This window comes from Ramlibacter sp., assembly GCF_035548915.1.
Taxonomy (GTDB): domain Bacteria; phylum Pseudomonadota; class Gammaproteobacteria; order Burkholderiales; family Burkholderiaceae_C; genus Ramlibacter.
In genome coordinates this window covers 241,813-260,153 of sequence record NZ_DASZSE010000039.1, presented here as the reverse complement: position 1 = coordinate 260,153, position 18,341 = coordinate 241,813, and the positions used below count along the sequence as shown (strand labels likewise).

Here is an 18,341-nt window from a genome sequence, read left to right as displayed (position 1 = left end):
CCGGCGTTCACGCGCAGGAGTAGCCGGCACGCTGCCGGAACTCATCGCGTACTCGAAGAAGCTGCCGCCGACGGCCGCGAGGCACGCCTGCCTACATCGGCGAACGCCGTCGGCGTGCAAGCTTGGCCGCTCGATGCATCGGTTTGGAAGGACGTGACATGGACTCTTCCGACGAGTTCTCGCTCACCCGGCGCGACCTGCTCATCGCGGGCGCGGCCTCGGCCGCCACCACCGTGCCGAGCCCCTCCGCGGCCCAGGGCCTGCCTGGGGAGCCGCCACCTTCCACCGCGCGCGTGACGCTCGAGGTCAACGGGCAGGCGCGCACGCTGGACGTCGATACGCGCACCACGCTGCTCGACGCGCTGCGCGAGCGCCTGCACCTCACCGGCACGAAGAAAGGCTGCGACCAGGGCCAGTGCGGAGCCTGCACCGTGCTCGTGAACGGCCGCCGCACCGTGTCCTGCCTCACGCTCGCCGTGATGAACGCGGGCACGAAGGTGACGACCATCGAAGGCCTGGGCACGCCCTCGCGTCCTCACCCACTGCAGGCCGCGTTCGTGAAGCACGACGGCTTCCAGTGCGGCTACTGCACGCCCGGGCAGATCTGCTCGGCCATCGGCATGCTCGACGAGATCCGCCGCGGCGTGCCGAGCCACGCGGCCGGCGACATCGCCGAGCAGCCGGTGCTCTCGGCCGCCGAGCTGCGCGAACGCATGAGCGGCAACGTCTGCCGCTGCGGCGCCTACTCGAACATCGCGGACGCGATCTACGAAGTCGCGGGGAGAAAGGCATGAAGGCGTTCAGCTACGAACGGGTGACGTCGCCCGCGCAGGCCGCGGCGGCCGTGATTGCGCGGCCGGGCGCGAAGTTCGTCGCCGGCGGCACGAACCTCCTCGACCTCATGAAGCTGCACATCGAGACACCCCTGCACCTGGTCGACATCAATGCGATCGGCCTCGACAGGATCGAGCGCACAGCCGAAGGCGGCCTTCGCATCGGCGCGCTCGTGCGCAACGCGGACCTCGCCACCGATGCGCGCGTGCGCCGCGACTATGGCGTGCTCGCGCGCGCGCTCGTCTCCGGCGCTTCGGGCCAGCTGCGCAACATGGCGACGACCGCGGGCAACCTGCTGCAGCGCACGCGCTGCCCGTACTTCTACGACACCGACATGCCCTGCAACAAGCGCGCGCCGGGCAGCGGATGCTCGGCGATCGGCGGATACAGCCGGCAGCACGCGGTGGTGGGTTCGAGCGACGCCTGCATCGCCACGCATCCGAGCGACATGGCGGTGGGGCTGCGCGCGCTCGACGCGACGGTCGAGACGGTCAACGCGGCGGGGCGCACGCGCGTGATCCCGATCGCGGAGTTCCACCGGTTGCCGGGCACAACGCCGCACGTGGAGACGACGCTCGAGCTGGGCGAGCTGATCACCTCGGTGACGCTGCCGCGGCCGCCCGGCGGGCGGCACTTCTACCAGAAGGTGCGCGACCGCGCGTCGTACGCGTTCGCGCTCGTGTCCGTCGCCGCGATCGTCCAGCGTGACGGCAGCGGCCGCGTCGCGCTCGGCGGCGTCGCGCACAAGCCGTGGCGCATGGAAGCGGCCGACGCGGAACTGCCGCGCGGCGCGAAGGCGGTGGCGGCGCGCCTCTTCGCCGATGCGCGCCCGACCGAGCACAACGCGTTCAAGGTGCCGCTCGCGCAACGCACGATCGACAGCGTGCTGAACGAGGCGAGGAGAGCGGGATGAAGTTCGACACACCCGCGACGGAGAACCCGATCGACCAGGGCAAAGCGGTCGGCAAGCCTGTCAATCGCATCGACGGCCTCCTGAAAACGACCGGCACCGCGCCGTATGCGTATGAACGCCACGACGTCGCAGCGAATCCCGCATTCGGCTGGGTGATCGGTGCAGGCATCGCCAAGGGCCGCATCCGTGCGATGGAACTCGAAGCCGCGCGGCGTGCGCCGGGCGTGATCGCGATCGTGACGGCGCAGTCCGCCGGCCCGCTCGGCAAGGGCCATTCCAACACGGCGCGGCTGCTGGGCGGACCGGAGATCGATCACTATCACCAGGCGATCGCGCTGGTGGTGGCCGAAACTTTGGAAGAGGCGCGAGCCGCGGCGCAGCTCGTGAAAGTCGACTACGAACGCACGCCCGGCCGCTTCGACCTCGCCCAGGGCAAGGACACCGCCGTCAAGCCGGACAGCATGACGGGCGGCGCGCCCGATTCGTCCGTGGGCGATTTCGCCCGTGCATTCGCCGCCTCGCCCGTGCGGGTGGACGCGACGTACACCACGCCGGGCCAGTCGCACGCGATGATGGAGCCGCACGCCACGCTCGCGGTGTGGAACGGCGACGAGCTCACGGTGTGGACTTCCAACCAGATGGCGGACGACAGCCGCACCGATCTCGCGGCGACGCTCGGAATGCCGAAGGATAAAGTCCGGCTCGTCTCGCCCTACGTCGGCGGCGGCTTCGGCGGCAAGCTGTTCCTGCGGGCCGATGCGCTGCTCGCTGCACTCGGCGCGCGAGCCGCACGTCGTCCCGTGAAGGTCGCGCTGCAACGCGCCCTGGTGCCGAACAACACGACGCATCGGCCGGCAACGATCCAGCGTGTGCGGATCGGGGCCGAGCGCGACGGCACCATCACCGCGATCGCGCATGAGAGCTGGTCCGGCGACCTGCCCGGCGGCAAGCCCGACAGCGCCGTGCATCAGACTCGGATGCTCTACGCGGGCGCCCACCGCATGACGGCCACGCGCCTTGCGACACTCGATCTGCCCGAGGCCAACGCGATGCGCGCGCCGGGCGAAGCGACGGGGCACATGGCGCTGGAAGTCGCGATGGACGAACTCGCCGAGAAGCTCGGCATGGACCCCGTGCAGCTGCGCATCCGCAACGACACTCAGGTCGTGCCGGATCGCACGCAAGAAAAACCGAAGGACGACCCGCAGACCGAGAAGCCCGACACCGGAAAGAACGACGAGAAGACCGCGAGCCAGCCGTTTTCGAAGCGGCAGCTCGTGCGCTGCCTGCAGCTCGGCGCGGAACGTTTCGGCTGGAGCCGCCGCATTGCCCAACCCGGGCAGATGCGCGACGGCCGATGGATCGTCGGGATGGGCGTGGCGGCCGCGTACCGGGGCGCGCCCACGACGAAGTCCGCGGCGCGCGTGCGCCTCGACCGCCGCGGCGTCGTGACGGTGGAAACCGACATGACGGACATCGGCACGGGCAGCTATACGATCATCGGGCAGACCGCGGCGGAAATGCTGGGCGTGCCGCTGCAGGCGGTCGTCGTTCGGCTGGGTGACTCGGCGTTCCCCGTCTCTTCGGGTTCGGGCGGCCAGTTCGGCGCCGCGAGTTCGACCGCCGGTGTCTATGCGGCGTGCGTGAAGCTGCGCGAGGCGATCGCGCGCAAGGCCGGCGTCGATCCCCACACGGCGACGTTCGCTGACGGCCAGGTGCGCGCGGGCAAGCGCTCGGTTGCACTGCGCGACGTGGCGGCGGACGGCGAGCTGGTCGGCGAAGACACGATGGAGTTCGGCGAGCTTTCGAAGAAGACGCAGCAGTCGACTTTCGGTGCGCATTTCGTGGAAGTCGGCGTGGATGCGTTCACGGCCGAAGTCCGCGTGCGCCGCATGCTGGCCGTGTGCGCGGCGGGCCGCATCCTGAACCCGAAGACCGCGCGCAGCCAGGTGATCGGTGCGATGACGATGGGCGTGGGCGCCGCACTGATGGAAGAGCTCGCCGTGGACAGGCGGCTGGGCTTCTTCGTGAACCACGACATGGCGAGCTACGAGGTGCCGGTGCATGCCGACATCCCGCACCAGGAAGTGATCTTTCTCGACGAGCTCGATCCCATGGCCACGCCCCTGAAAGCGAAGGGCGTGGGCGAGCTCGGCATCTGCGGCGTGAGCGCGGCCATTGCCAACGCCATCTACAACGCCACCGGCGTGCGCGTGCGGGACTACCCGGTGACGCTCGACAAGCTGATTCGCGACGGGACGAACGAAAGCCCCATCGCGCTCAGTCCTTCGAGAACGACCGCGGCGACAACCCCGCCTGGAACCACACGATGAACGAATAGAGGTCGTAGACCGGCAACCGCACCGCGGCCGACAGGGCGGCCGAATACGGCGCCATGTTGTGGCACTCGAGCACCAGCGCGCCGATGTCGGGATGGCGCTTCACCAGGCGCTGGCCCGCCGAGACGACGTCGCGCTCGGCCTTCTCCAGGTCGAGCCGGGCTTCGCCCTTCAGCAGCACGCGCGTGAGCTCCTCGCCCGCTTCCGTGCCTTCCACTGGCGTGTCGCCGGGCGCGCCCGCGGCGATCAGGTGGTCCGGGCCCAGGCGCGGACCATGCACCGTCACGACGCCCACGCGCTTGCCGGGCGGCAGGAGCTTCTGCACCAGCGGGACTTGCATGAGCGACGAACTCGCCACGGGCACGCCGCAGGCGGCCGACAGCTCCTCCTGGAAGAGGGAGAGAAACCCCCCCGTCGTCGTGATGCCCCGCGCGCCCGAGAGCACGAGTTCCTTCGCCGTGTCCACGAGAATCTTGTTCAGGCCCTGGCCGCGCTCGTGCACCACGACGTGCGGGGACGCGCCTCGCGCGACGCGATAGAGCATGGGAAACGGCCAGGTGCGCGCATTCGCCACGTCGCCGTGCGCGCGCGGCAGACGCGTGTCGAGCGTGATCACGCCCACCGCGGCGCCGTAGACGTTGATGCCGCCTTCGATGATCGTCATGTCTTTCCGCCTTTTCGTTGCCTCAATCGTCCATCTTCACCTTGGCCATGACCGCGCTGAGCGTCACGAGGTTCTGGCGCAGGTGACGGTCGTAGTCCGGGCCGCTCTGGTAGCTCGGCACCGCGCCGCCGTCCGCCAGCGCGGTCTTGATCTTGGGCTCGTTCAGGATCTTCTCGAACGCCTGGCGCAGCACGGCGACGCGGTCGGCGGGCACCTTGGAGCCGGTGACGAAGCCCTCGAACGATACGTACACCGCGTTCGGATAGCCGAGCGCCTTGATCGATTCGACGCTCGGGATGTCGGGCAGCTTCGACTCGGTGCTCACCAGCAGGCCCATGAGCGTGCCCGCATTGATCTGAGCCTTGGCCGTGGCCGCGGTGGCCACCGCGATGTCGACCTGCCCGCCCATCGCGGCCAGCATGGCCTTGGAGCCGCTGTCGTAGGGAATGTGGCGCAGCTTGCCGCCGACGCTCTCGGCGATCATCTCGCCGTAGAAGTGCGCGGGCGAGCGCGGCCCCCAGGTGCTGAAGGTGATGGTGTCGGGCTTCTCGCGCGCTTCCTTCGCGAACGCCTCGAAGCTCGCGAAGCGGCCCGTCTTCGCCACGAGCAGCAGCGGATTGATCGTGGCCCGCGCGATCGAGGTCACGTCGTCGAGCGTGTAGCTGGGCCGCTGGCCGGAGATGAGGCCGGGGCCGAGATTGGAATTGCCGCCCGCGACGATGCGGTATCCGTCGCTCGTGGCGAGGCCGTAGGCCGTGCCGATCGCGCCCGCGGCGCCGGCGCGGTTCGAGACCACCACCGGCACCTTGAGAAGTTCGGACAGGCGCGGCGCGACGACGCGCCCCATCGCGTCGGTCGAGCCGCCGGGCGCATACGGCACGATGATCTCGATCGTGTGATTGGGATAGTCCTCGGCTCGGGCCGCCAGCGGCAGGCTCGCCGCCACGGCGAGGCCCCGCGTCAGGACGGCACGGCGCGTGATACGACGTTCAGACATCATCGAACTCCTTGACGGTGGTAGTGACGGGAATGAGCATGTTCATGAGCGGCACGTGCTGCTGCGCTCCGTAGACGTCGGTTTCGCCCTCGCCGCACTGCGCGTGCGGCCGCACGAAGGTGATCTTGAAAGCGCGCGCGACGGGAATCTCGAAGAAGGAGGACACCTGCTTCGCATCGACGCCGTACGCCCGCGCCACCGATTCCGCGCTGAGCGCCCCGCTTCGGGAGACCGCGAGGTAGTTCTCCTCCCGGTCGAACAGGACGTCGAACGTGAGGCGGTACGGTCCGGCATTCTTGCTGCGCACGATGGCGGCGAGGTTGCCGAGCTTGATGGGTCGCGCGGGCTGCATGTCAGACCTCTTCGGTGATCACGCGGAAACATTCCAGCGCCGACGCCACCTTCATCAGGTGGTACGCACCGAACTCGTACTGCATGCCGAGGTTCTGCACGCGCGGCGAATACGCAAACGCGACGTTGCCCGACGTGTTCTTCTGCCCGGGGTACGCCGCATGCAGAAGCTTGCCGCCCATCGCGTTGCACGCGTCGAAGGCCGCCTGCTGCGTCGCAGCGGTGGTCTCCAGCAGCAGGCCGAGTTCGTGGGGCAGCGTCTTGTCCGCTTCCAGCTCGCGCATCACGGCGTCCATGCCGTACTTGCGAATGCCGATGCGCAGCGTCGGGTTGTCCACGCGCCTGTGCGTGGCCTCCTTCACCTGCTGCAGCACGCTGTCGATGCAGCGGATCATGGTCGGGCAGCGCACGCCGGCGATCGTCATCGAGCGGTAGCCGGCCGGCCGCGCGCCCTCCAGCTTGATCCAGTAGTCCTCCGTGCGCTTGCCGCGCGTGCCCGAGACGCGCACGCGGCGCTCGTCGAGCTGTTCGAACTCGCAGCGCGAAAGATCCATCACGCGGCCCGGGCCGTGCTGCTCGAACGGATCCTCGCGTTCGTAGAGCGAATGCGCGCTCACGGACTTGAGCGATGCGCGCCGCTCGAGGCTACCGGGCTCGAGCGTGAAGCCGCTTTCGTCCACCGTGCCGATCATCACGTCCATGCCGAAGGGCTCGGCACTGAAGGCGCCGCATTCGAGGATCTTCCCCATGTGGATGGCAAGCGCCTCGTTCGCGCCTTTCCAGATCGCGAACGACGCGATCGCGCTGTCGTCGCACGCGCGGCCCGCGATGACCACGTCGGCGCCTTCGTCGAGCGCGCGCCGGATCGGCTCGTCGCCCATCTGCGCCACGAGGCCCGAGCACGCTTGCACCGCATCGGCCGTCAGTTCGAACCCCGCTTCGAAATCGCGCACCTCGCCTCGCGCGATGGCCTCGACCACGCGTTCGCGCGGGATGTCCGCATACACGCGGGCGAGCCGGAAGCGCAGGCCGCGCTCGCGCGCGACCTCGCGCACCAGTTCGCAGACGCGGTCGACCTGTGCGTTGGTGCCGGCGCCGCCCGCGCTGCCCACGACGAACGGAATGCCCGCGGCCCGGGCCACGGGCAGCAGCGCCTCGATCTCGCGCTTGATGATGCCGTCGGAGTAGAGCGGCACGCCCGAGCCGAGGTGATAAGGGCCGGGATCGGTCGAGCCGGCGTCCACCGCGATGGCGTCGGGCTTCATCGACATGCCGCGTTCGAGCGCCGCCTGGCCGAAGCCCGCGCCCATCATGCCCGTGGGGGCCAGTATCCTGATCTGTTTCATGAGAGGTCCGTCAATCTGCAAGCCACGTGCCGGCTCCGTGCGCCAGCGCGCGTTCGTGGATGAGCATGGCGACCGCGAGATCCGCGACCGCCGAGCCGCTGCTGAAGAACATGGTTCGCTCGCGCGCGCCGCCGCGGCCCGGATGCCGGCCGGCCACGAGATCGACAAGCGTCGCCTCGGCGTGTTCGAGCGACGGAACGAGCCCGCCCGGCTTCCCGTAGTGCCTCAGCGCGGATTCGTCGACGGCGGTGACGTCCATCGATGCCAGGCCGTCGCGTTTCCACGAGCGGCCCAGATCCACGGCGGCGGCGAAGCCGCCCGCGCGCAGCCACGCCGCATCGATGAAAGGCGCGAAGCCCGCGCGCAAGGGAACGGTCGTCACCACGACGTCGCTGCCCGACACAGCCTCCTGCGCGCCGCACACGCTCGCGTCCAACCCGAACTCGCGCGCCTGCCGCACGAGACGCTCGGCCGATCGCCCAGTGGCACTGGTCGCGCGCACCGCCTTCAGGTTCGGCAGGACTTCAAGCAGCGCGGCGAGATGATTCCCGGCCTGCGTCCCCGCGCCCACGAAGCCGATGACCGTGCTCTCGGCGCGTGCGAGATGCTGCGCGGCGAGCGCCGACATGGCGGCTGTTCGCCAGGCGGTCGCGCGCCGCGCGTCCATGAGGCAGAGCACGCGCCCCGTGTCCGCATCCGACAGGAGCATGCTTGCATGAATGTTGGTGGTCTCGCCCGCGCCGGGCGGGACGACGCCCACCCATTTCAGGACGGCGCACCGGCGTTGCGTGTCGGCTGCCGACAGGCTTTGGAAGGAATGCCCCTCGCCCAGCCCGAGCACCGTCTTCGCCTCGCACCGGATCGTGCCGCTCGAATACGAAAGAAACGCGTCGCGAACGGCTTCGCGCACCGCGCGGGCGTCAAGTCCGAGCGCACGGACATCCGCGTCCGTGAGGTGGAGAAGCGCCCGGTCGGCTGCCATTCGAACCTATACTCGCTGAAGTATTTCTATGCAATATCAAAGTGCTTTATGTAGTTTACGCGCGCGCAGGCGACGGCGCAAGAAAATTTGCCCGAATGGATGCGGCAGGAAGAGGGGAGAGACGCTCGCGCTTGCGCGCGCGGCGCTAGACGAGGATCGACTTCGCCGCGGAAACGACCATCCTCGCGTACTTCGTTTCCGCTTCCTTGGCCGTGAACCGGTCGGTGGAGACCGCGAGCGAGATGCCCCCCACCAGCTCGCCCGTGCGCGAGCGCACGGGCGCGCCCAGCGATATGTCGTTCGGAAAGTAGTCCGCGACGCTCAGTGCGTAGCCCTTGCCGCGGATGGATGCGAGCCGCTCGAGGATCTTCGCGGGCTCGTACACGGTCTTCGGCGTGATCGGTCTCAGATTGCTGATGCGAAGCAGCCGCTTCACCTGCGTGTCGTCCAGGACGGAGAGCATCGCCAGCCCCGATGCGCTGGCATAGGCCGGCAGGCGCGTGCCGATGCCCACGCCCGTGGAGAGCAGGTGATTGCCGACGATGCGCGACACGAACACCGACTCCGCGCCGTCGAGCACCGTGAGGTTCACGGTCTCGCCCGTGCCGCCGCGCAGGTGCAGCAGATACGGCATCGCCGCCGCGATGAGCGGGTTGGTCGTGAGGTAGATGTGCGCGAGGTCGACCACCTTCACCGTCACGCCGAGGGTCCGGGTCACGGGGTCCTTGTCGAGATAGCCCATCACGACCAGCGTGTGGGTGAAGCGCTGCGCGGTGCTCTTGTCGATGTCGAGCTTCTCGGCGATCTGCTTGAGCGTGAGGCGCGGCTCGGTGCCGCTGAACGCGGTGAGCACCCGGAACGCCTTCTGCACCGAGTTGACCATGAGCGGGCTGTCGGCCCCCGCCTCTGCGCCTTGCGCGTTCTTCTGAACCATGGCGGCGATTATTGCAGTGCCCTGCGCCGGACAGGGTGGGGCGCCGCGCTCGCGGCCATCGCCCTCAGGCGGTGCGCTTCGCGGGGACCTGCGAGCCCCGGGCCTCGTAGAAGGCCTCCATCATGCGTGCGGGCTCGTTGCTCTCGTAGGACTTGCGGTGGTGGCGGATCGCCGCTTCGATCGTCTGGCGGAAGGACGCTTCCGTCATCTCGCGAAACCAGGCCTTGTCGATGCCCATCGCGACCGGAGGCTTCGCGCCGAGCTCGCGCGCGATCGCGATGGATCGCTCCAGCACCTGCTCGGGCTCGACGATGTGATGCAGGATGCCGAGCTGCCGGCACTCTTCCGCGTCCATGAGCCGACCTGTGAGCGTGAGCTCGACGGTGCGCGACATCCCGAGCATCAGGTTCATGATCCAGGGCCCCGTGATGCTCGCGATGCCGGAGTTGATCTCGGGCTGCCCCATCTTCACGCCGCGATGGCCGACGCGGATGTCGCCCATCAGCGCGGCCTGGAATGCCGAACCGGCCGCGACGCCGTTGAGCGCCATCACGAGCGGCCTGGACAGTCCGCGCAGCACCGAGTAGAGATCTTCCCAGCTGCGAATCCAGGCCTCGGCCTCGTCGACGGTGAAGTCGTGCGCCTCCTGCAGGTCCTGCCCGGCGCAGAAGGCCTTGTCGCCGGTGCCGGTCATCACGATGGCGCGAACGGACGCGTCGGCGTCGAACGCGCGCAGGGCAGACATGATGTCGTCGCGCATCGCACCGGTCCAGGCGTTGAGTTTCTCCGGACGGTTGATGCGAACGACGCCGACGGCATCGTGCCGCTCGACGACGATCAGTTCGCTGGATGGGGTCAAGATCGTTCTCCTCGTTGCCGCGTGTCGATCGCCGCGCGGTCCCAGGCGCCTTGCGCCGTCCTCGGCAGCAGGTGCTTGCGGATGCGCTCGCTGGGGGTCAGTTCGAAGCGTTCCACGACCGCGTAGTAGCGCGGCAGCTGGAAGGCGGCCAGGCGCGGCCGCGCCCACTCGGCGAGCTCGCTCCAGATCGCGCAGCGCCCGTCCTTGAACTGAACGTAGAGCAGGATGTCCTGCTCGCCGATCTCGCCCGGCACGCCGACGGCCGCCACCGCCTCGATGCACGGATGCCGGGCGAACACCCGCTCGACTTCCCATGCGGACACGTTCTCGCCGCGCACGCGCATGCTGTCGGTGCGCCGGCCCACGAACGCGAATTCGCCGCCGGGAAGCTCGCGGGCCATGTCGCCCGTGTGCAGCCTGCCGTCGCGTATCACCTTGGCCGTCGCCTCGGGGTTGTCGAGGTAGCCGGGAAGAAAGACGCCCTCGAGGTCGCTCGACAGCACGATCTCGCCGATCTCGCCGGCCGCCACGGCCTGCCCCGCGTCGTCCAGCAGATCGATGCGCATCCAGGGCAGCGGCGCGCCGATCGAGCCGGGCGTGCCCGATTCGTTGAGGGTCGCGAAGCTGGAGCACTCGGTCATGCCGTAGCACTCGCGCAGCTCGCAGCCGAAGCGGTCGCGAATGCCTGCCCAGGACAGCGCGGAAGCGCCGGCGCCCCACGCCACGCGGATCGAAGGAGGCGGCTGCGTGTCGGAATCGGGCAAGCGCATGAGCAGGTCCAGCACACCGCCCAGGTAGTGAAAGTGCGTCGCGCGGGCGGACTGCCACTGCCCCCGGAACAGCCTGGACGAAAAGCGCTTGACCACATGCAGCTGCGCGCCGGCGAGAAAGGGCACCATGAGCATCTGCGCCCCGCCGATGTGGCAAAGCGGCTCCCACAGGAAGGCCCTGTCGCCATCGCCGATCGCGGCGACGCGCAGCACCGCTTCGCCGGCAATGCGCATCATGCGATGCGTGAACATCACGCCCTTCGGCGGCCCCGTCGTGCCGGAGGTGTAGATGATGCACAGGGTATCGGACGGCGCCGTCTCGAGGCGGACCCGCAACGCGGCGACGCCGTCGGACGAAACAGTCGGGGCCAGGTCGTCGAGCCGGCACGGGCTCGCGGCGGCGAGGCAGGCCACGGCCTCCTCGAACTCCTCGTCGAAGACGAGCAGCGCGGGGCGCGAATGCTCCAGCACGTACGCCAGCGCCGCGCCGCGAAGCCGCACGTTCACCGGGACCCAGACGATCCCCGAGAGAAAAAGCGCATACAGAAGCGCGATGTGGTCCAGCGAGTTCGACAGCATCACCGCGACGCGGTCGCCGGCCTTCAGTCCGCGCGCGGCAAGGCTCGCCTGCAGCGTGGCTGCCCGCGCGCCAAGTTCGGCGCCCGTGACCTCGCGCCCCTCGCAGGCGAGGATGCAGCGGCCGTCGACGCTTCGCAGACCCTCGAACAGCAGTGGTGCGATGTCGAGCCTGTCCTGCGGGAAGCGCTTCGGAAAGTACGGCGGAAATTCGGTCATGCGCGCGTGTCGTGCCGCCCTGCCTCCCAGGCGGTATTTTATTCCAATACGATATGGTGGAAAATAATACATCAGGCACGCGCCCGGCCGCAAGGATCCCGTGCGGGAAACCTCGTTGCAGGGGAATGGATGCCTTCAGGCGAACTCGGGGCCCGCGATCGCGTGCAGCATGGGCAGCCGCCCTTCGGGCACGTGCTGCCCCGGGGCGACGAGCGCCATGCGGGCGAACCGACGCTCGTGCAGAAAGCCCAGGCGGCGCAGCGCCTCTTCCATGCGGGGCCTGTCGTCGGGAACGTCGATGACGAGTTCGCGTGCCGACTCCGAAGCGATCGTCTCCAGCAGTTCCGCGGCCGCGCCTTCGCCATCGGAAAGCAGCGGACCCACCTGATGCGCCACGCGGCCCGCGCGGACCATCGCGCAGGCGCCATCGTTCGAGCGGCACACCGTGTCCGGCCGCCGCATCATCGCGCCCAGCACCGCTTCGCGGCGGAAGCCAAGCGCGAGCGCGTCGCGATCGATCAGTTCGTTTCTCACGGCATCGACGTCACGCGCCGCTGCCCGCGGGAACCGCGCGAGATCCGCCCAATGCGGTCCGGCATCGGCGCTGCCAACAGCCTGCCGCCGCCATCGCGCGCTGCGCCAGAGCGCCTGAAAGCCGAACTGGCGGTACAGCGCTTCGCCCGCTGGCGTCGCGTCGAGCATCGGCACGCGATCCATGCGCTGGATCTCCCGCAGGCATTGCGCGAACACGGCCTTGCCGAGACCCGCGCCCCTCTGCGCCGGCAGCACGAGAATCATGCTGATCCACGCGACGCCGTTCGGCTCTCCGCCCATCGGCAGGACCGCGCCGCTCGCGACGATGCGCGCGTGGCCGTCGCGAATCACGTAGACCCGGCCCAGGTCGAGGAAGAGCCGCCAGTCCGACTCGATCTGGTTCCAGCGGCTCGCGGCGACGAGTTCGGCGAGCATCGCGAGTTCCTCGCGATTCGCATCGCGCAGAGGTCCGGGCTGCGGCGACGGCTCAGTAGTTGCCATCCCGGTTTTCGAATTTCGTCGGCTTGCCGAAGCTGCGCTGTTCGCGCCGCACCCAGTCGGCGACCCATTCGATCATCGTGCGCAAGCTCACCCGCGGATACCCGAAAAGCTGCTCGGCGCGCGTCGTGTTCACGAGCCATGCGGTGGGCGCCTCCTCGCCCGTGATGCGCGCCTCGCGATCGAGCACGCGCGCGAATTCCTGCGCGAGCCAGCGGATGGAAAGCGTCTGCGGGCCGCTCACGTTCAGCGGTGAAGTCGGCGTCGTCGCGACGCGCAGGCTGCGCAGCGCCTGCTCGTTGGCATCGCCCTGCCAGATGACGTTGACGTGGCCCATCGTGACGTCCACGGATTCTCCCCGCCACACCTTGGCCGCGACATCGGCGAGCACCCCATAGCGCATGTCGATCGCATAGCTGAGCCGCAGGAGGCGCCCGGGCGTGCCGTGCCGCTGCGAGAAATATTCGAACATGCGCTCGCGCCCGACGCAGGAGTTCGCGTACTCGCCCGGCGGAGTGGGCGCGACCTCCTCGGCAGCGCCCTGCCCCGTGACCGGGACGAAGGGGTACACGCATGCGGTGGAGAAGGCCGCGATGCGCGACTCGCGAAACGCCTCGGCCACGAGCGCCGGCACGTAGGCGTTCATCGACCAGGTGAGCGCCGGATCGCCCCCCGCGCCGAACTTGCGCCCCGCCATGAAAACGACGTTGCGATGCCCGGGCAGCGCGCGCACCGCGCCGGCATCGAGCAGATCGCACGCGATCGTCGCGATGCCGCCCGCTTCGAGCTTCTCGCGCACGCCGTCCTCGGTGAAGCGCGCCACGGCCGTCACCTTGCGCGAAGCGGGAAGCGCGTTGCGCGCGAGCCGCGCGAGCGTGGGCCCCATCTTGCCGCCCGCGCCGAGCACGAGCACGTCGCCATCGATGGCGGCCAGGTCCGCCACGAGTGCGCGGGAGGGAATCGACAGGTAGTCGTCGAGCGCGGCTTCGTTCTCGAAGCGGGCGGGCAGCGCAACGTCCTCCAGGACGACGGGCGAAAAGCGTGAGGGGTTCATATGCAATCGCAATGTAGGCAGGCGGCGTCGCCCTGTCAACCAATTGGTTGATTGATGGCACCCCCGGTGCCCAGAGGCCCCCCGGCGATCATCGGCGCAATGCGTTCAACGTGAACTCGACGACGTGGCGCCGCCGCTCCCGCAGCGCCGCGCGCGTGTCCAGCCGCTTGCCGAAGATGGCGGAGAGCGTGTGGTTGTTCGAGAAGAAGAAGTAGGACAGTCCGGCGATGGAGATGTAGAGCTGCACGGCATCGACGTCGCCGCGGAAAAGACGCGCCGCGACGCCGCGGCGCAGCGTGCGGCCGATCATCTCGACCAGCGGCGTGTGCATCCTGCGAAGCGTCGCCGACGATCGCAGGTGGCTGCCGCCGGCGCGGTTCTCGTCGGTGAGCAGCGCGATGAATTCGGGGTGCCTGCTCAGGAAGTCGAACGAGAAGCCGACGAGCTGCTCCATGGCCGCCACGGGGGCCAGACTCGCGAGGCTCAAGGCCCGTTCCTGTTCGCGCAGGTCGGCATATACGGATTCGAGCGCGGCGCGATAGAGGTCTTCCTTGCTGCCGTAGTGGTGGTACACGAGCTGCTTGTTCACGCCCGCCTGCTGCGCGATGCGGTCGACGCGCGCCCCGGCGAAGCCGTGTGCCGCGAATTCGGCGACCGCCGCGGCCAGCAGGGCGCCGCGCGACGCGGCCGCATCGCGGCGCGGCGGCGCCTTCCTTGCTGCGATCGTTGTCATGTTCCGCCTCGCCGTCTGCCCGCGTCCGGGTGTGCGTTTGCCTGTCAACTGAATAGTTGATATAAATCATACATCGGCCGTACCCCGGCATCGCTTCCTCGTTGCCGACATGCAGTCCTACCGCATCCTCTACGGAGACATCCACAACCACAACGCGCACGGGTACGGCATCGGCTCGATCGAGCGGTCGCTCGACATCGCGCGCACGCACCTCGACTTCTTCGCGTTCACGGGCCACTCGAGCTGGCACGACATGCCTTCGATGGAGGGGCAGCGCGAGCGCCACTGGATCGAAGGCTTCAAGCGGCTGAAGGACACGTGGCCGCGCGTGCAGCGGGTGATCGCCGACGGCAATCGCGACGGCCGCTTCTGCGCCTTTCTCGGTTTCGAGTGGCACTCCTCGCACTGGGGCGACCAGTGCGTCGTGTTTCCCGAGGACGACCGGCCGCTTTTCTACACGTCCGATCCGCAGGAGCTGCGCCGCTTCTGCCGTCACGAGCGCGCCCTCATGATCCCGCACCACCTCGCCTATCCGAGCGGGCGGCGCGGCGTCAACTGGCACGCCTTCTGCGAAGAGTGCACGCCCGTGGTGGAAATCTACTCCGAGCACGGCAACGCGGAAGACGATCGCGGCCCCCTCACCTACTTCACGCATTCGATGGGCGGCCGCCAGACCTCCAACACGGCGGCCGCGGGGCTGCTGTCCGGGCTGCGCTTCGGCTTCGTCGGCTCGTCGGACGACCACGCGGGATTTCCCGGCGCGTACGGGGAAGGCTTGATGGCGGCGCTCGTCACGGATTTCACGCGCGCCGGCATCTTCGAGGCGATCAACGCGCGGCGCACGTATGCGCTCACCGGCGACCGGATCGAGGTGGACTTCCGGGTCGATGGCCATCCCATGGGCGCGACCGTCGAAGCGGGGCGACAGGTCGAAGCGAGCTTCGCGGTGGAAGGCCGCGACGAGATCGACGTGGTGGAAGTGATCCAGGATGGCCGCGTCGTGCACCGAGCCTACGCGAGCGACGACGTGGCGGATGAAGCGTGGCCGGATACCCCGGTGCAGTTGCGGCTCGAGTGGGGCTGGGGCCCCTGGGGCGACCTCGCGCTCGATCGCGTATGCGACTGGGCGATGCGCCTCGACGTTCAGGGCGGCCGCATCCTGCGCCACTTTCCCTGCCTGCAGTCGATGCCCTTCGACGAAGTGCGGCGCCACCGCTTCGAGCAGGTGGGCAGCTCGCTCGACATCCGCTCCTACACCGCGCGCCAGAACGCCTACCGGCAAAACCCCAACCAGAGCGTCGTGCTCGAATTGCAGGGCGACGCTGCCACGACGCTGTCGCTGCGTCTCACCCAGCCGGTGGACCAGGCCGTGACCGTTTCGCTCGCCGATCTGAGGCGCGGATCGTCCAATCACTTCGTCGGCGAATTCCCGAAAGAAGGCTGGCAGTGGCATCGTCTGCTCGGCGCGGGTGCGACGAAGGTTCGCGGCAGCGTCTCGCTCGCCGTGCCCGAAACCCGTTCGCACATCTACCTGCGCGTTCGCCAGAAGAACGGCCACATGGCATGGGCCAGCCCCGTCTTCGTCAACTATCGCTGAAGCCCCTTCATGAAGATCGCCCGCATCGACGTCTATCCCGTGCGCCTGCCGCTCAAGGCGGTGCTGACCCTGCCGCGCGGGCCGAGCCGCACGCTCGACGAAGGCAAGCGCGTGGCGCTCGTGAAGATGACCGACTCCGACGGCCACGTCGGCTGGGGCGAAGCGGGCCCCTCGCGGCGCTGGTCGGCCGAGACGCTGGAATCCTGCGTCACGTCGATCCGCCGCTACCTCGCGCCCGCGGTGATCGGCCACGACATCTTCGACATTGCCGGATTGCACGCGCGCATGAATACCGAACTCGCGACAGGGCTCGACCCGGGGCAGCCCATCGCCAAGTGCGCGCTCGACCTCGCGCTGCACGACCTGATCGGCAAGCGGCTCGGCATTTCCACGCAGAGCTGGCTCGGCGCGAAGCGCTGCGACTCCGTGCCGCTCGCGCGGCTCGTGTCCGCCGCGACACCCGAGGATGCCGCCCGCATCACGGCGGAAGCGAAGCGCGAGGGCTATCGCGGCTTCAAGGTGAAGGTGGGCCACCACAAGGAACTCGATGCCGCCATCGTCGCCGCAGTCGTCGAAGCCGCCGGCGAGGGCTATGTGTGGGCCGACGCAAACCAGGGCTACACGCTGGAGGAAGCGCTGCGCATGGCGCGCGCGCTCGAAAAGCTCGGGGTCACGCTCTTCGAGCAGCCGGTCGCGATGAGCGACGTGTACGCGATGAAAAAGCTCCTGCGCGCCACCGGGCTCACCGTGGCGCTCGACGAAGCGGCGATCGGCCTGCCCTTCGTGATCGAGCTGATCCGGCGCGAAGCGGTCGAAGGCATCGCCATCAAGGTGTCCAAGGTGGGCGGCCTCCACTACGCGCGGCAGATGTGCGACCTGGCGCTGAATGCGGGGCTCACGCTCATCGGCTCCGGACTCATGGATGCGCCCATCGGGTTCGCCGCGTCGGTGCATCTGTTCGCCGCGTATGGCATTCGTCTGCCCGTGGACCTGAACGGGCCGCAGTTCATCGCCGAGGACTACCTCGCGCAACCTCTACCCGTGCGCGACCAGATCGCCTATGTGCCCGACGCGCCGGGACTCGGCGCGCAGATCGACGAGGAGCGCGTCCAGCGCTTGCTCATTTCCGATTTGCCTGAATGAGGAGTGACGATGAGGAAGTTCCTGGCCCTGCTGTCAACCCTGCTGCTTGCCACCGCGGCGGCGATGACGACGCCCGTTGCCGCGTTCGCGCAATCCGCTTTCCCCTCGCGGCCCGTGAAGATCGTCGTCGCGTTCCCGCCGGGCGGCTCCACCGACGCGACGGCGCGCCTCATGGCGGACAAGCTCGCGGCGCGATGGGGCCAGCCGGTCGTCGTGGAAAACAAGCCCGGCGCCGGCGCGAACCTCGGGACGGCCTTCGTGGCAAAGGCACCCCCCGACGGCCACACGCTGCTTCTCGCCACGACCGCGCTTTCGATCAGCCCGGTCGTGTTCAAGCAGCTCGGCTACGACGCGATGCGCGACCTCGCGCCGGTCACGCTCGTCTCGACCATTCCGAACGTGCTCGTGGTCGGCCAGGATGTCCCGGCGAAGACGATGCAGGAATTCCTCGACATCGTTCGCGCGCATCCCGGCAAGTACAACTTCGCGGCACCGGGCGCATCGAGCGGGCAGCGGATGACCTTCGAGCTCATCAAGCAGGCCACGGGCACCGACGTGGTGATGGTGCCCTATGCGGGCGGCGCGCCCGCGCTGCAGGCCGTCCTCGCCGGACAGGTGCAGGCGATGATCGTGAACGTCGTCGAAGCGGCCACGCACGTGAAGTCCGGCCGCATCCGCGCGCTGGCCGTCACGACCGCGGCGCGCTCGCCTCTGCTGCCGGATGTGCCCACGCTCGCCGAGGCGACCGGCGCGAAGATCGACACGTCGGTCTGGCAGGCGCTCTTCGCGCCCGCGGGCACGCCCGCCGACGTCGTGCAGAAGATTCAGCGCGACGCGGCCGCGGTGCTGGCGCTGCCGGACGTGCAATCCAGGCTCACCGGCATGGGCATGACGGTGGAAACGAGCACGCCCGAGCAACTTGCGGCTTTCCTGCGCACGGACATCGACCAGTGGAAACGCGTCGGCACGAAGGCCGGCGTGCAGCCGGAATGACAAGG

Annotated in this window: 16 protein-coding genes and 1 pseudogene; 6 read left to right on the top strand and 11 right to left on the bottom strand. The window is 68.9% G+C overall.

Annotated features, from left to right (window positions below; genetic code table 11):
- The first annotated feature begins 158 nt into the window (after positions 1-158).
- The 3 genes and pseudogenes from paoA to VHA82_RS15405 all read left to right on the top strand — a co-directional run.
- The gene (gene paoA / locus VHA82_RS15415) at positions 159-794 is read left to right on the top strand and encodes an aldehyde dehydrogenase iron-sulfur subunit PaoA (protein ID WP_325545229.1); all 636 of its coding nucleotides are present in this window, start codon (positions 159-161) and stop codon (positions 792-794) included.
- Positions 791-1,747, top strand: a complete 957-nt coding sequence (locus VHA82_RS15410; RefSeq protein WP_325545227.1) for a xanthine dehydrogenase family protein subunit M — start codon at positions 791-793, stop codon at positions 1,745-1,747. Before paoA ends, VHA82_RS15410 begins: the two co-directional genes overlap by 4 nt.
- Positions 1,744-3,996, top strand: a pseudogene (locus tag VHA82_RS15405) (molybdopterin cofactor-binding domain-containing protein); the annotation flags it as partial. The gene VHA82_RS15410 and the pseudogene VHA82_RS15405, both read left to right, overlap by 4 nt.
- 31 nt (positions 3,997-4,027) lie before the next feature.
- Here the strand turns inward: VHA82_RS15405 and VHA82_RS15400 are convergent.
- The 11 genes from VHA82_RS15400 to VHA82_RS15350 all read right to left on the bottom strand — a co-directional run bounded on the left by VHA82_RS15400 (position 4,028) and on the right by VHA82_RS15350 (position 14,603).
- Entirely contained in the window at positions 4,028-4,750 is a 723-nt protein-coding gene (locus VHA82_RS15400) for an aspartate/glutamate racemase family protein (RefSeq protein WP_325545223.1), read from the bottom strand.
- 22 nt (positions 4,751-4,772) lie between these two features.
- Positions 4,773-5,747 (bottom strand): tripartite tricarboxylate transporter substrate binding protein, encoded by a 975-nt coding sequence (locus tag VHA82_RS15395; RefSeq protein WP_325545221.1) that lies wholly within the window; start codon positions 5,745-5,747, stop codon positions 4,773-4,775.
- A complete protein-coding gene (locus VHA82_RS15390) occupies positions 5,740-6,099 on the bottom strand; it encodes a DUF4387 domain-containing protein (RefSeq protein ID WP_325545219.1) in 360 nt (119 codons plus the stop codon). The genes VHA82_RS15395 and VHA82_RS15390 overlap by 8 nt, the downstream gene beginning before the upstream one ends.
- 1 nt (position 6,100) lies before the next feature.
- Complete coding sequence (locus VHA82_RS15385; RefSeq protein ID WP_325545217.1) at positions 6,101-7,444, bottom strand: acyclic terpene utilization AtuA family protein; 1,344 nt, start codon at positions 7,442-7,444, stop codon at positions 6,101-6,103.
- Positions 7,445-7,454: 10 nt separating this feature from the next.
- Positions 7,455-8,426: an ornithine cyclodeaminase family protein gene (locus VHA82_RS15380; protein ID WP_325545215.1), complete on the bottom strand. Its 972-nt coding sequence runs from the start codon at positions 8,424-8,426 to the stop codon at positions 7,455-7,457.
- Between the two features lie 145 nt (positions 8,427-8,571).
- Positions 8,572-9,360 (bottom strand): IclR family transcriptional regulator, encoded by a 789-nt coding sequence (locus tag VHA82_RS15375; RefSeq protein WP_325545213.1) that lies wholly within the window; start codon positions 9,358-9,360, stop codon positions 8,572-8,574.
- Positions 9,361-9,424: 64 nt separating this feature from the next.
- Positions 9,425-10,219 carry an enoyl-CoA hydratase/isomerase family protein gene (locus tag VHA82_RS15370; RefSeq protein ID WP_325545211.1) on the bottom strand — a complete coding sequence of 265 codons (795 nt, stop codon included), beginning with the start codon at positions 10,217-10,219 and terminating at the stop codon, positions 9,425-9,427.
- Positions 10,216-11,784 (bottom strand): AMP-binding protein, encoded by a 1,569-nt coding sequence (locus tag VHA82_RS15365; RefSeq protein WP_325545209.1) that lies wholly within the window; start codon positions 11,782-11,784, stop codon positions 10,216-10,218. Before VHA82_RS15365 ends, VHA82_RS15370 begins: the two co-directional genes overlap by 4 nt.
- A 135-nt stretch (positions 11,785-11,919) precedes the next feature.
- Positions 11,920-12,819, bottom strand: coding sequence for a GNAT family N-acetyltransferase (locus VHA82_RS15360; protein ID WP_325545207.1), 900 nt, complete (start codon positions 12,817-12,819; stop codon positions 11,920-11,922).
- Positions 12,806-13,870 (bottom strand): NAD(P)-dependent oxidoreductase, encoded by a 1,065-nt coding sequence (locus tag VHA82_RS15355; protein ID WP_325545205.1) that lies wholly within the window; start codon positions 13,868-13,870, stop codon positions 12,806-12,808. The genes VHA82_RS15360 and VHA82_RS15355 overlap by 14 nt, the downstream gene beginning before the upstream one ends.
- An 88-nt stretch (positions 13,871-13,958) precedes the next feature.
- Positions 13,959-14,603: a TetR/AcrR family transcriptional regulator gene (locus VHA82_RS15350; protein ID WP_325545203.1), complete on the bottom strand. Its 645-nt coding sequence runs from the start codon at positions 14,601-14,603 to the stop codon at positions 13,959-13,961.
- A gap of 109 nt (positions 14,604-14,712) precedes the next feature.
- Here VHA82_RS15350 and VHA82_RS15345 point away from each other — a divergent pair, with 109 nt between their 5' ends.
- From VHA82_RS15345 to VHA82_RS15335, 3 genes are read left to right on the top strand one after another with little or no spacing between them, the layout of a single operon-like run.
- A complete protein-coding gene (locus VHA82_RS15345; RefSeq protein ID WP_325545200.1) occupies positions 14,713-16,200 on the top strand; it encodes a hypothetical protein in 1,488 nt (495 codons plus the stop codon).
- Between the two features lie 9 nt (positions 16,201-16,209).
- Positions 16,210-17,343: a mandelate racemase/muconate lactonizing enzyme family protein gene (locus tag VHA82_RS15340; RefSeq protein ID WP_325545198.1), complete on the top strand. Its 1,134-nt coding sequence runs from the start codon at positions 16,210-16,212 to the stop codon at positions 17,341-17,343.
- Between the two features lie 9 nt (positions 17,344-17,352).
- Positions 17,353-18,336: a tripartite tricarboxylate transporter substrate binding protein gene (locus VHA82_RS15335; RefSeq protein WP_325545196.1), complete on the top strand. Its 984-nt coding sequence runs from the start codon at positions 17,353-17,355 to the stop codon at positions 18,334-18,336.
- The last annotated feature ends 5 nt before the right edge of the window (positions 18,337-18,341 follow it).